Origin of the sequence: Kribbella sp. NBC_00709 (genome assembly GCF_036226565.1) — a bacterium.
Classification (GTDB): Bacteria; Actinomycetota; Actinomycetes; order Propionibacteriales; family Kribbellaceae; genus Kribbella.
Genome location: NZ_CP108996.1, coordinates 8,863,462 through 8,874,956, shown reverse-complemented (window position 1 = coordinate 8,874,956; position 11,495 = coordinate 8,863,462). Strand labels below are relative to the sequence as shown.

The window sequence follows — 11,495 nt, the reverse complement described above, 5'->3', positions numbered from 1 at the left end:
ATGGAGTACGCGAATCTGTTCCGGCTTGATGGGAAGCACGCGCTGGTCATCGGGGCGGGGAGTGGGATCGGGCGCGAGGGCGCGCTGGCGCTGGCGGCGCATGGAGCGCGCGTGACGTGCGCGGATCGGGACATCGCGGCTGCTCAGGAGACGGCGGGATCCGGGCTCGCGGCGTACGAGCTGGATGTGCTGGACGACGCGGCCATCGAGAGAGCGGTTGCTGACCTGGATCCCGTGGACGTGCTGGTGTTCACCGCGGCGACCAACGTGCGGAAGCGGATCCTCGACTACACCGGTGAGGAGTTCGACCGGGTGGTGTCGCTGAACCTGCGGGCCTCGTTCCAGCTGATCCGCGCCTTCGGGCGGGGCATGGCGGAGCGGGGGAGCGGCAGCATCATCGGGTTCAGCTCGATCCGCGGGACCACGGTCGAGCCGGGCCAATCGGTGTACGCGGCAACCAAGGCCGGGCTGGTGCAGTTGTTGCGGACCGCGGCCGCCGAGCTCGGCCCGGCCGGAGTCCGCGCGAACGCGATCGCGCCCGGCGTCGTCGAGACACCGCTCACCGCGCAGATCAAGGCCGACCAGAGCTGGTACGACGCCTACGCGCAGAAGGGCGCGCTCGGCCGATGGGCCCAACCCAGCGAGCTCGCGGGCGCGGTGGTGTACCTCGCGTCCGACGCGGCGAGCTTCGTGACCGGGAGCGTACTCGCGGTCGACGGCGGCTGGACCGCGGTCGACGGCCGCTTCGACCCACCGAACTGATCCGCTATCCGAGGGAGCCCGCATGCATCTCGCCGACCTGACGGCAACTGAACTGCTGGCGAAGTACCGCGACGGCTCGGTGTCACCGGTCGAGGTGATCGACGACGTCCTGGCCCGGGTGGGTGCCCTCGAGCCACAGATCTGTGCGCTCTACGCACTCGATCCCGAGGGGGCACGGGCGGCGGCGCTCGAGTCCGAGCGACGCTGGCGCGACGGTACGGCGGGCGCGCTGGACGGCGTACCGGTCACAGTGAAGGAGAACATCGCCACCCGAGGTACGCCGGTACCGCAGGGGACCGCGGCGACACCGCTGATCCCGGCGGCCGAGGATGCGCCGGCCGCGGCTCGACTGCGCGCGGCGGGGGCGGTGATCTTCAGCAAGACCACGATGCCGGAGTACGGGATGCTCTCGTCGGGCGTGTCGACGTTCCATCACCTGACCCGCAATCCGTGGGATCTGTCCAAGACGGCCGGCGGATCGAGTGCGGGCGCGGCGGCCGCGGCGGCAGCCGGGTACGGGCCGATCCACATCGGCACCGACATCGGCGGCTCGATCCGGCTGCCGGCCGGGTGGTGCGGGCTGGTCGGCCTCAAACCCACTCATGGTCGGGTCGCGGTCGGCAATCCGTACCCGGGGCGGGCGATCGGGCCGCTGACGCGTACTGCGCCGGATGCGGCGCTGGCGTTGTCGGTGATGTCCGGGTACGACCCGCGCGACCACACGTCGTTCCCCGCCGCCGAGGACAGTTACTCGGTGGAGCTCGAGGGCCTGCGGGTGGCGTTGCTTCTCGACGCCGGCGTCGGGCTGCCGGTGGATCCCGCGGTCACCGCGGCGGTCTCGGCAACGGCCGCCGTACTCTCGAAGGCCGGCGCTCTGGTCGAGCCGATCGACCCGATCATCACGCGCGAGATGCTCGACGGCCTGGATCGCTTCTGGCGCATCCGCTCCGCGACGGACATCGCCGCGCTGCCCGAGGAACGGCGAGCAAAGGTTCTCCCGCAGATCCGCGAGTGGGTGTCGACGGCGGGGGATCTCTCCGGAGCCGACGTTTTCCACGGGTACAGCCAGATGGGCGCGATGGCCGCGGCGGTCGGCCGGGTCTTCACGGCGTACGACGTGATTCTGTCGCCGGTCGCGCCGATCACGGCGTTCCCGGCCGAGCTCGCGTATCCGACGGACGACCCGTCGAAGCCGTTCGAGCACATCGGGTTCACCGTGCCGTACAACATGTCGCAGCACCCGGCGACCACAGTGAACGCCGGGTGGTCCGCTTCCGGGCTGCCCATTGGCGCACAGCTCGCCGTACCGCATCATCAGGACATGAGGGCTTTGGCGCTGGCCGGCTACCTGGCCGACCACCAGACCGACAGCCGGGCCTGGCCGATGGAGTAGGTATGGACGACTCCGGGTTGGTCTCGCACTGCTACCGCATGCTCGGCTCCATCACCGAAGCCGTCGAGATCGCTGGCGCTGCGTCCGGCTATGAGGCCGCCACGCGCGCCTGTCTGACCCGCGCAGGCACCCGTCCGCTCCCGTCCGATCTGGGTGCGGCCAGCGCTCATCCGGAGAGAGCGCTCTCTGAAAGTTCCGAGATTCTCTGGCTGGAACCCATCCCCGAGCATCTGATGGACGGCCACCCGATCGACCTCGGCCTGATCGCCGCCCTCCAACGCATCCCGCCGCCCGAGCGCGCCGCCACGATCCTGCACGCCATCGAAGGCTGGCCGACCGACCGCATCACGTCGTTGCTGGGCGACGTGCGCCCCTCGCCGATCAGCGCGGGACCGACCGCCGTCCCGGACGAAGCGCTGCTGATCCGCTACCGCGCCGGCTTCGAGCAGTACGACGTACCCGCGATCGTCGCCCTCTTCACCGACGACGCGATCTGGGAGATGCCGCCGTTCACGTCCTGGTTCCGCGGCGCCCGCGACATCGGCCGCCTCATCTCCACTCACTGTCCGGCCGAACACCCCGGCGACCAGTACCTCGTCCCCCTGAAAGCCAACGGCCTCCCCGCCTTCGCCGTCTACATGCGAGACCCGAAAGACAACCTCCACCGCGCCTTCCAGATCCAGGTCCTCACCCTCACCGCCACCGCCATCGTTCACGCGGTCGCCTTCTTCGACCTCTCCCTCTTCCAAACCTTCCACCTACCAGACCTACTCCAAGGCCTCCCCCCAAACCCCTACGACGGCACCCTCCGCCCCCACATAGAACGCCGCCACTAGCCAGCAGCATCAAGCGTTGTGGGAAGGCCGAAGGCGGCGATGTGGTGAGGGCCGGTGAAGGCGTTGGTTTTGGTGATTTTGCCGTTCTCGATCGTGAGTACGTCGACGACCAGGGCCTCGTAGCGGTCGGTGCCGGGGTGGCGGAGGTAGCAGATCAGGGCGGGTCTGCCGTTCGCGGCGGAGGGGACCGTACGCCAGTCCATCGGCCGGCCAAGGAATGCGGCTGCTGCATCGCGTCCGAAGACCGGTGGGTCGGGCGGCATGGTGATGCGTACCTCGGCGGCCAGCAGCTCGCGGAAGTCGGCGGGATCGGTCGCTGCGGCGTAGCGACGCAAGATGTCCTCGTCCTCAGCGGTCAGCGCAGGCCGGCGCCATTGCCGGGAGTCGGTCGGCGCATAGTGACGGAGGGTCTTTCGGGCCCGCTGGATCAGACTGTTCACCGCGGGTACGGCGAGGTCGAGAGCGTCGGCGATCTCGACCGGTGTCCAGCCGGAGACGTCACGCAGGACGAACGCCGCTCGCTGCCGGGGTGGGAGATACATCAGCGCGGCGATCAGCGCGAGTTCGACGGTCTCCCGGGCCGCCAGATCCGATGACGGGTCCAGTAACGCGTCGGGATACGGGCCGATGTCGGTGCACCACTCCATCGGGTCGCCGACCGGAACGCTGCGTCGTGCCGCGGCTTTGCGGTGATCGAGGTAGACGTTGGTGGCGATCCGGTAGAGCCAGGTACGTGTCGACGCCCTGCCCTCGAACTGCGTGCGGGAGCGCCAGCCGCGCAGGAAGGTCTCCTGCACCAGGTCGTCCGCGTCGGGGACGTTCCCGGCGAGTCGGTAGCAGTGCGCGTGCAGCGCGCGCCGGTGCTGCTCGAACGCGTCCCGGAACCACGCCTCGTCCCCGCTGCTCGTCATCCGCCCAGGTCCTCCCGGATCGTGCTGCCGCGCGTACGCCGTCACCAAAGCCGTAGCTGTCGTCAAGAAAAGTGCGATGACGATGCGCCGGGTAGCTCGTCGATATTCATAACACCGTACGGGCCTGTCCGGCCCACACCGACGAGGAGAACCCGATGACCGCATCGCCAGAGATTGTCGACCGTGAGACCTGGAGTCGTGAACGCCAGGCCCTCCTGGTCCGGGAGAAGGCGCACACCCGGGAGGGTGACGCGATCGCGGCGGCCCGGCGGCGGCTGCCGATGACCGAGGTCGACGCGACCGCCACCCTGGTCGGCCCGAACGGGCCGGTGCCGTTCCTCGACGTCTTCGACGGCCGCGACCAACTCATCGTTTACAAGCACATGTGGCACCTCGGCGCGGGGATCGAAGGTCAGTGCGAGGGATGCACCGCGAGCATCTTCGACGTGCACGACGCCAGCTACCTGAACCACCGCGGCGTGTCTTTCGCGATCTTCTGCGAGGGTCCGTGGGAGGAAATCGCGCCGTACCGCGAGTTCATGGGCTACACGCTGCCGTGGTACTCGATGATCGGGATCGAGGACCGCGGCGTCGGCGCCGGACTCCTCGACGACCCGGGCTACCTCGCCTGCTACCTGCGCGTCGGCGACCGGGTGTTCCTCACGAACGAGACGATCGGTCGCGGTACAGAAATCGCCATGCTGCAGGCGCAGCTGCTCGATCTGACCGTCTACGGCCGGCAGGAAGAGTGGGAGGACTCGCCGTCCGGCTGGCCGCAGCACCGGTCGCACACCTGGTGGGCGAAGGACGGCCGCCCCGTCCCACAATGGACCAGGCCGGGCGCCACGCCCGCAGTACGCCGCACGGAGGTGTGCTGCTAGAACTCGCCGTAGATCTGGACCTTGGTACCGATCGGGGTGTCGGCGTAGATCTCGTGGATTTCGGGGCGCAGGACGCGCACGCAGCGGTGGCTGGCGGGGTACGGCTTGATGAGGGAGTTGACTCGGGAGCCGTGCAGCGCGATGCCGGGGCGGTCCTTGAGGAAGTACAAGGAGTCGTACATGTACGCGTCCTCGTACAGGCTGCTCTCGTGCGCTCCGGCCCACTTGCGCCAGACCTTGCCGGTGCGGTTCGGGGTGTCGTAGCCGGGCTGGCCGGTGGAGATCCAGACGATCCGCTTGATGGTCTTCCCGACGACCTGGTACAGGATCTGGCAGGTCTTGTTGACGTAGATGCCGGGGGAGCGGGTCGCCGCCGGGCGCTTGGTTGCGTTGAGCACCGAGTAGGCGTCGTTCAGCGTGAGGCCGTCGCGGCTGATCGGCATGCCGTGCGTCTCGCGCCACGCGCAGAGCGCCTGCTTGGCGCGGGCGGTGATGTCACCGTCGATGTCGCCGACCGGGTACCCGAGCTTGTCCAGTTGCTGTTCGACGCGCAGCGCGTAGTACGCCGGCTTCTGCTTCACCTTGGGCTTCGGCGTCGCCGTCGGCTTGACCGTGGGATTCACAGTCGGCTTCGCAGTAGGCGTGGTACTCGGAGAAGACGCCGTGGTCGCAGGAGTATCCGAGGGACTCGTCTCGCTCGCGGCCACGTCGGAGCACCCGGCGAGCACGAACGACAGTACGACGGCACCGGCGACCAGACCACGACGACGCGACACGTGCGACCCCTCTCTCAGCTTTTTCAATGTCGCAGAAGCACACCGAGTAAGCGTGCAGCGACCCGCCGAGACTAATGCGCGAGAGGTTCCCCAGTCGTGCCAGATGCGTTTCCCGTCACCGAACCGTTGCCGACGTCCGGTGCGGGGTCGTCCCGCAATCGGCTGTACAGATACCCGTCCCGCAGCCGCCCGGCCCGGAACTCGCACCCGCGGATCACCCCTTCGAGCCGGAAACCCGCCTTTTCCAACGATTTCTGCTCGGCCACGTTCTCCGGATGGGTCGCGGCCTGGATCCGCTGCACCGGCGTGTGCTCGAACAGGTACGCCGTCAGCATCGCCTGCGCCCGCCACCCGATCCCACGCCCGCGGTACTCCGGCAGCAGCGCGATCCCGATCTCCCAGTACTTCGTCCTGCCGTCGAACGACCCCGATCGCCAGCTCACGAGCCCCGCCGTCTCCAGCCCAGCCGTGTCCGCGCCGGTCCGGACCATCAGCCGCCCGTCCTCGTCTCCGAGGAAACCGTCCGCGGCGAACCGCCGCGCCGGCGCCTGCGCATCCCGAAACCCGTTCCAGTCCAGCCCGATCAGCCCCGGCTCGACCGCGAACCGTTGGAGCAACGCCACATCGTCTTCCCTCACGGGCCCCAGCAAGACATCCATAGCTGCCAGCCTAAAGCGCAGGGAGTTCCGCATTCTCGGACCGCTGGAGATCGTCGGCGACGGACGTACGGTCCCCGCGCCGGTCGGCAACGACCGACTCGTTGCCCTGGGCAACCGTTGCGGTGCTGCAAGGACCCGGCGAACGCCGCGCTGACCTGCTGAGCCGACGGCAGCCCGCCGGGTTCGATGTCGGCTTACAGGCCGAGGTCGCGGAGGAACTCCGGCTTGTATGCCTGCACCACGACGTATCGCGGGTCCGGGACCTCCATGTTCGCGTTCTTCGCCTCGTCGCCGGCCGCGTCGTGCGGGCCGACCGGCACGCTCGGGTCGGTCCAGTCCTGCTCGGCCGGATTCCACCGCGTGACTGTGTACGTCGCGTCGAGGCCGTCGGCGGCCACCAGGTCCTTGGCGGTCCGCTCCGCTTCCTGGGCGTCCTCGAGCGTGTGCGTGTACATCAGCATTCGGTTCCCGTCCCGGGTCACCGTCACCTGACTCCCGAGCCGCTTCCGCGCGTCGTCGTCCAGATCCAACGCCCGCAACCGGTCCCAGAACGTCAACCCGTGCCCCTCGTCACTGAGCACAACCTCAACCCGAAACTCCTCATCCGCCATGCGCAACACCCTACCCACTGGGATCCGCACGAGAGGGCACGGGCTCGACGGCAGGTAGCGGCCCTCCGCAGCACTTCTTGTACTTGATGCCCGATCCACACCAGCACACCTGGTTGCGAGGCGGCGGCCAGGCGACACGTCGACCGTCGGGTAATTCGTCGTGGCGGATCCGGACATCTCGCAGGCAGTCCCGCAGACCGCCGTACGTCCAGGTCGCGATCGTGACCCGCTGCTCGCGGGCACGCACGTTGGTGAGTCGTGGGTGTCCGCCCTTGCCGACGGAGGCGGATCGCCAGGCCATCACAATCGCGCAGAAAGGGCCCGGCTCCGCCTGGGGCGTGCTCCAGCGGGCAGTTGTGATGGCCTGGCGATCCGCCCCGGTGGGCGGGTGCCGCGATCCAACATGCGGTGCCGCAGAATCGGGGTGTTTCGATCGACTACAGTTCTTAGTCATGGAGCTGAGGCACTTGGAACACTTCGTGGCGGTGGCCGAGCAGAAGCACTTCACGCGGGCGGCCGAGGCGATGTCGATCTCGCAGTCGGGGCTGTCCGCCTCGATCCGCGCGCTCGAACGCGAGCTCCGGGCGTCGCTGTTCGTCCGGAACACCCGGAGCGTGGAGCTCACCGAGGCGGGCCGGGCGCTGCTGTGCGAGGGCCGCCGTACCCTGGCCGCCGCCGAGGCCGCGAAGGACGCGGTCGCCGCGGTCCAGGGGCTGCTGCGCGGGCATCTGACTGTCGGGCTGGAGCAGTGCCTCGGCGTGGTCGATGTACCGGCGTTGCTCGCGAAGTTCCGCTCGGCGTACCCGGCTGTCGAGATCGAGGTCCGCCAGGGCGGCTCCACGCCGATGCTGGACGAGCTTGCCTCCGGCCGGCTCGACGTTGCGTTCGTCGCCACGGCGGGCGACCCGGTCGACGGGCTCGATCTCCGACCGCTGTCCCGCGAGTCCATGGTGCTCGTCTGCGCGCCGGACCACCGCCTCGCGAAGTCGTCCCGCGTCACCCTGGACGACCTGGCCGGCGAGTCGTTCGTCGACTTCGACCCGACCTGGGGCGCCCGGGCGATCTCGGACAGCGCGTTCACCACCGCCGGTGTCGCTCATCCCGTGACGATCGAGGTCAACGACGTACACACGCTGCTGGCCCTCGTCGCCTACGACCTCGGCGTGGCCCTCGTCCCCGAGCGCATCGCCGCCAAACACGGCGACCACGTCACCGTCTCCCTGGCCCCCGGCGCCGCCTCCGCCTGGCAAGTCTCAGTAGCCGTCCCCACCGGCCCCGCCGCCTCCCTAGCCGCCGACGCCCTCATCGGCATGCTCCCCACCACCGCGGTCCACGCATAAAAACAGCCGGCCGCTTGTGGGCGGCCGGCTGCTTTTGAGGGGTCTTACCAGGCGTAGTCCTCGGGGGAGGTCTTGTAGCCGGGGAAGATCTCGTCGAGGCGGGTGAGGGCCTTCTCGTCGAGTTTGATGTCTACTGCGCGGACGGCGGAGTCGAGCTGCTCCATGGTGCGCGGGCCGACGATCGGGCCGGTGACGGCCGGCTGGTGCAGGAGCCAGGCGAGGGCGAGTTCACCCGGCTCGTGGCCGAGCTCGTCCGCGAACGCCTCGTACTGCTCGATCTGCGGACGCAGCCGCTCCAGCGTCTCCTTCGAGCGGCCTTCGAGCCGTCGTACGCCCTCGTTCTCCTTGCGTACGACGCCGCCGAGCAGACCGCCCTGCAGCGGCGACCACGGGATCACGCCGAGGCCGTAGTGCTGCGCGGCCGGCAGGACCTCGCGCTCGACGTCGCGCACGAGCAGGTTGTAGATCGACTGCTCGCTGACGAGGCCGATGTAGTTGCGCCGCGCCGCGGCCTCCTGCGCCTGGGCGATGTGCCAGCCGGCGAAGTTGCTGGATCCGGCGTACAGGATCTTGCCCTGCTGGATCGCGACCTCGATCGCCTGCCAGATCTCCTCCCACGGCGTGTCCCGGTCGACGTGGTGGAACTGGTACAGGTCGATGTAGTCCGTCTGCAGCCGCTTCAGCGACGCGTCAAGCGCGCGCCGGATGTTGAGCGCGGACAGCTTGCCCTCGTTCGGCCAGCCGTCGCCCATGTCGCCGTACACCTTGGTCGCCAGTACGGTCTTGTGCCGGTTCGCAGGGTCCTTGGCGAACCACTCGCCGATGATCTCCTCGGTCCGCCCCGGGTAGATGGCCCGCCCGTACCCGTTCGCGGTGTCGAAGAAGTTGATGCCCTTGTCATGCGCCGCGTCCATGATCGCGTGCGCGTCCCCCACCTCGGTGTGAGGACCGAAGTTCATCGTCCCCAGCACGATCCGACTAACCGACAACCCAGTACGCCCAAGATGAGTGAAGTCCATACCCCCCACCTTTGCTCGCCGCAGCCAACTCTTCCAACAAAATAATCAGGACAGTCCCATCACCTGAGCTTCTGAGTCAGCCTGTTCCTGGTTGCTTCGGTCGGCGTGGCGCCACCTTCGGCGATCGCATCGAGCAGCGCGCCGAGGAGAGCGGGGTCCTGGCTGTGCCGCAGATCGAGGTCCCCACAGGTACGGCGGAGCGCGGCGAACAGCGGCGCATCCGGCTCCCGGACGAGACCGCCGCCGACAACTACGGTCACTGGTCCGACCAGTCCACAGGTCCGCGCGAGGCTGCCGACGTACTCCGTGATCCGCTCCGCCTGCGTGTTGACCAGCTGTGCCACAACCGAGTCGTCGTCGACGAGTGCGAGGACTGCTGGAGCGAGTGCGGCCTGAGCCGCGAACGTGAACGTGTTACCTCGCGCAGTGGTGAGCTCGAGCATCTCCTCCGGCGTCGATGCCCCGAACAAAGGCGGCAGTACGGCGGACAGCTTGGTCGACTCGCCCATGCCGAGTTGAGCCAGGTAGACCGCCCGCATCGCCTCGCTGACCAGACCGGCCGCACCGAGCGGGTGCTGGAGCCACCACGACAACGCCCATTCCTTGTCCGGCCCGCAGCCGGCGAGCGCCGCGCCCGTGCCGAGTACGACGGAGATGCCTTGCCCATCCAGCCGGCCGCAGCGGATCAGCGCGAAGCCGTCGTTCTTGATGCTGAGACTGTTGAAGCGCGGCTTGAGCGTCGTGCGCCAGAACTGCTCGTCGACCGGCCAATCCACCCCCGCCAATCGGAACGCGGCGTGGTTGACGTCGGACGGTTCGAGGTCCGCCGACGCGAGTACGTCGCCGACGAGGCCGAGGACGACCGCTTTGGCCGCCTCGGGCCCCGCCGGTGCGTAGATGTCGCCGACCCCGCCGCGCGCAAGGCCGATGAGATCGCCGTCGGCCGTCGTCAACCCCGCCCAGGTCTTCGTGTTGCCGGCGTCGACGGCGAGGAAGACATCTCTCACCGGAGAAGTCTCTCCGGCAGGTACGCCGAATGCGCGGCGGCCATCTCGTCGTACAAGGGCTCGGCGACGGCCAGATCGGGAACCAGCGGATTCGCGATGAGCGCGCGGATCGCGTCGGCCCGATTTCCTTCCCAGGCGGCCTTCGCCGCGAGCATCTGGTAGTCGGCGAGCTGGCGCGTGATGCCCCGCACCGCGAGCGGCAGCGGTTGTTGCGGCTCGATGTGGCAGCCCTTCCGGTTCACCGTGCAATAGACCTCGACCACAGTCTCGGCATCGAACCCGGGGAGCGCTCTCTCGGCGTTCGGAAGGTTGACGGGCAGGCGGGCGCCCGTGTCGTTGTAGTACGCGCTCATGACGTCGATGGCCAGCTCCAGTTCGTGGATTCCGCCCCGCGACCGGGCCGGGTCGAGCTCAGGGTGGCTGGACTCGGCCTGCTCGCGGTAGTGGTCCCAGTACCCAGGCACCTCGTTCATGATCACTTCGGAGCGGGTCCGCGGCGCGGCCTGCTGCGCCCTGAACACCTCGTTGCGGAAGTAGTAGTAGTTGAAGTAGTCCGACGGGATGGACTGCATGACCACGGCGAGGTGCAGCGCCCGCTTGGAGTTGTCGTCGAGCGTCGGGTCGTCCTTGCGCTCTTCCCAGGCCGCTTCGAGCAAGGGCATGACGTCCTTGCCGTCGTACAGATGTTCGTAGCTCCAGCAGTTGTGGTTCACGCCGGCCATCGTGACCCTGGCCCGCTCGGGGTCGAGCCCGGCGGCCCGGAGTACGACGGGCGGGAACACGAGCGGCCCCTCGCACATCGAGTAGATCGGGATCGGCGTGTAGTCCGCGACCGCCTGCGAGACGATGTTGACCGGGTTGGTGTAGTTGAAGATCACCGCGTTCGGGGCGACTGCCTGCAGGTCGTCGGTGATGCCGCGCATGTCGTTGATCGAACGCAGCGCCATGAAGAACCCACCAGGGCCTTGCGTTTCCTGCCCGATGACGCCGTGCTTGATCGGGATGCGCTCGTCGAGTGCCCGCGCGTCGAAGTTGCCGGGACGGAAGCTGGTCAGTACGGCGTCGACGTCGGTCAGGCCGGCGCGCTGGTCCGTGGTCGCCGTGACCGTAATGCCGTCACCGCCTTGTGCGGCGAGCTTCTCCGCGATCCGGCGGACGATCTCCAGCCGCTCCGGGTCCTTGTCGATCAGCACCACTTCCGAGCCCGCGAACTCAGGCCCGTGCCACAAGAACGAGGCCATGGTGCCGGCCGCTCTGGAGGATCCGCCGCCGATGTAGGCCATCTTGATTCGAGCCATGT

The 11,495-nt window shown here is 68.5% G+C and carries 13 protein-coding genes; 5 read left to right on the top strand and 8 right to left on the bottom strand.

Translation table 11 applies throughout. From position 1 onward, the window contains the following. Genes OHA18_RS43115 through OHA18_RS43105 form a run of 3 tightly spaced genes read left to right on the top strand, consistent with a single transcriptional unit; the run spans window position 1 to window position 2,991 of the window. Window positions 1–762 (top strand): SDR family NAD(P)-dependent oxidoreductase, encoded by a 762-nt coding sequence (locus OHA18_RS43115; protein WP_329001240.1) that lies wholly within the window; start codon window positions 1–3, stop codon window positions 760–762. A gap of 22 nt (window positions 763–784) precedes the next feature. Beyond that, window positions 785–2,155, top strand: a complete 1,371-nt coding sequence (locus OHA18_RS43110; protein ID WP_329001239.1) for an amidase — start codon at window positions 785–787, stop codon at window positions 2,153–2,155. A gap of 2 nt (window positions 2,156–2,157) precedes the next feature. Further along, entirely contained in the window at window positions 2,158–2,991 is an 834-nt protein-coding gene (locus tag OHA18_RS43105) for a hypothetical protein (protein ID WP_329001238.1), read from the top strand. On the opposite strand, the gene OHA18_RS43100 is transcribed toward OHA18_RS43105, so the two are convergent. After that, window positions 2,988–3,902, bottom strand: a complete 915-nt coding sequence (locus OHA18_RS43100) for an RNA polymerase subunit sigma-70 (protein WP_329001236.1) — start codon at window positions 3,900–3,902, stop codon at window positions 2,988–2,990. The two genes, OHA18_RS43105 and OHA18_RS43100, sit on opposite strands and share 4 nt — an antisense overlap. Before the next feature lie 155 nt (window positions 3,903–4,057). On the opposite strand from OHA18_RS43100, the gene OHA18_RS43095 reads away from it, so the two are divergent. Continuing rightward, window positions 4,058–4,783 carry a DUF899 family protein gene (locus OHA18_RS43095; protein ID WP_329001235.1) on the top strand — a complete coding sequence of 242 codons (726 nt, stop codon included), beginning with the start codon at window positions 4,058–4,060 and terminating at the stop codon, window positions 4,781–4,783. On the opposite strand, the gene OHA18_RS43090 is transcribed toward OHA18_RS43095, so the two are convergent. From OHA18_RS43090 to OHA18_RS43490, 4 genes are all read right to left on the bottom strand, one after another. Next, window positions 4,780–5,559, bottom strand: a complete 780-nt coding sequence (locus tag OHA18_RS43090) for a L,D-transpeptidase family protein (RefSeq protein WP_329001233.1) — start codon at window positions 5,557–5,559, stop codon at window positions 4,780–4,782. The two genes, OHA18_RS43095 and OHA18_RS43090, sit on opposite strands and share 4 nt — an antisense overlap. A 71-nt stretch (window positions 5,560–5,630) precedes the next feature. Continuing rightward, on the bottom strand, window positions 5,631–6,218 hold the full coding sequence (locus OHA18_RS43085; RefSeq protein WP_329001232.1) for a GNAT family N-acetyltransferase: 588 nt from the start codon (window positions 6,216–6,218) through the stop codon (window positions 5,631–5,633). A 194-nt stretch (window positions 6,219–6,412) separates the two neighbouring features. Beyond that, window positions 6,413–6,829 (bottom strand): hypothetical protein, encoded by a 417-nt coding sequence (locus OHA18_RS43080; protein ID WP_329001231.1) that lies wholly within the window; start codon window positions 6,827–6,829, stop codon window positions 6,413–6,415. A 10-nt stretch (window positions 6,830–6,839) separates the two neighbouring features. Then, entirely contained in the window at window positions 6,840–7,130 is a 291-nt protein-coding gene (locus tag OHA18_RS43490) for an SEC-C metal-binding domain-containing protein (RefSeq protein ID WP_442914364.1), read from the bottom strand. A gap of 151 nt (window positions 7,131–7,281) precedes the next feature. On the opposite strand from OHA18_RS43490, the gene OHA18_RS43075 reads away from it, so the two are divergent. Beyond that, the gene (locus OHA18_RS43075) at window positions 7,282–8,169 is read left to right on the top strand and encodes a LysR family transcriptional regulator (protein ID WP_329001230.1); all 888 of its coding nucleotides are present in this window, start codon (window positions 7,282–7,284) and stop codon (window positions 8,167–8,169) included. Between the two features lie 44 nt (window positions 8,170–8,213). On the opposite strand, the gene OHA18_RS43070 is transcribed toward OHA18_RS43075, so the two are convergent. From OHA18_RS43070 to OHA18_RS43060, 3 genes are read right to left on the bottom strand one after another with little or no spacing between them, the layout of a single operon-like run. Beyond that, window positions 8,214–9,188 (bottom strand): aldo/keto reductase, encoded by a 975-nt coding sequence (locus tag OHA18_RS43070; RefSeq protein WP_329001229.1) that lies wholly within the window; start codon window positions 9,186–9,188, stop codon window positions 8,214–8,216. 59 nt (window positions 9,189–9,247) lie between these two features. Then, a complete protein-coding gene (locus tag OHA18_RS43065; RefSeq protein WP_329001228.1) occupies window positions 9,248–10,195 on the bottom strand; it encodes a hypothetical protein in 948 nt (315 codons plus the stop codon). Next, entirely contained in the window at window positions 10,192–11,493 is a 1,302-nt protein-coding gene (locus tag OHA18_RS43060; RefSeq protein WP_329001227.1) for a family 4 glycosyl hydrolase, read from the bottom strand. Before OHA18_RS43060 ends, OHA18_RS43065 begins: the two co-directional genes overlap by 4 nt. Window positions 11,494–11,495: the final 2 nt, after the last annotated feature.

What these genes read in the sequence shown, in the direction of transcription:
- OHA18_RS43115 (WP_329001240.1), top strand. Translation starts at nt 1, where the DNA reads ATGGAGTACGCGAATCTGTTCCGGCTTGATGGGAAGCACGCGCTGGTC.
- OHA18_RS43110 (WP_329001239.1), top strand. Translation starts at nt 785, where the DNA reads ATGCATCTCGCCGACCTGACGGCAACTGAACTGCTGGCGAAGTACCGC.
- OHA18_RS43105 (WP_329001238.1), top strand. Translation starts at nt 2,158, where the DNA reads ATGGACGACTCCGGGTTGGTCTCGCACTGCTACCGCATGCTCGGCTCC.
- OHA18_RS43100 (WP_329001236.1), bottom strand. Translation starts at nt 3,902, where the DNA reads ATGACGAGCAGCGGGGACGAGGCGTGGTTCCGGGACGCGTTCGAGCAG.
- OHA18_RS43095 (WP_329001235.1), top strand. Translation starts at nt 4,058, where the DNA reads ATGACCGCATCGCCAGAGATTGTCGACCGTGAGACCTGGAGTCGTGAA.
- OHA18_RS43085 (WP_329001232.1), bottom strand. Translation starts at nt 6,218, where the DNA reads ATGGATGTCTTGCTGGGGCCCGTGAGGGAAGACGATGTGGCGTTGCTC.
- OHA18_RS43080 (WP_329001231.1), bottom strand. Translation starts at nt 6,829, where the DNA reads ATGGCGGATGAGGAGTTTCGGGTTGAGGTTGTGCTCAGTGACGAGGGG.
- OHA18_RS43490 (WP_442914364.1), bottom strand. Translation starts at nt 7,130, where the DNA reads ATGGCCTGGCGATCCGCCTCCGTCGGCAAGGGCGGACACCCACGACTC.
- OHA18_RS43075 (WP_329001230.1), top strand. Translation starts at nt 7,282, where the DNA reads ATGGAGCTGAGGCACTTGGAACACTTCGTGGCGGTGGCCGAGCAGAAG.
- OHA18_RS43070 (WP_329001229.1), bottom strand. Translation starts at nt 9,188, where the DNA reads ATGGACTTCACTCATCTTGGGCGTACTGGGTTGTCGGTTAGTCGGATC.
- OHA18_RS43060 (WP_329001227.1), bottom strand. Translation starts at nt 11,493, where the DNA reads ATGGCTCGAATCAAGATGGCCTACATCGGCGGCGGATCCTCCAGAGCG.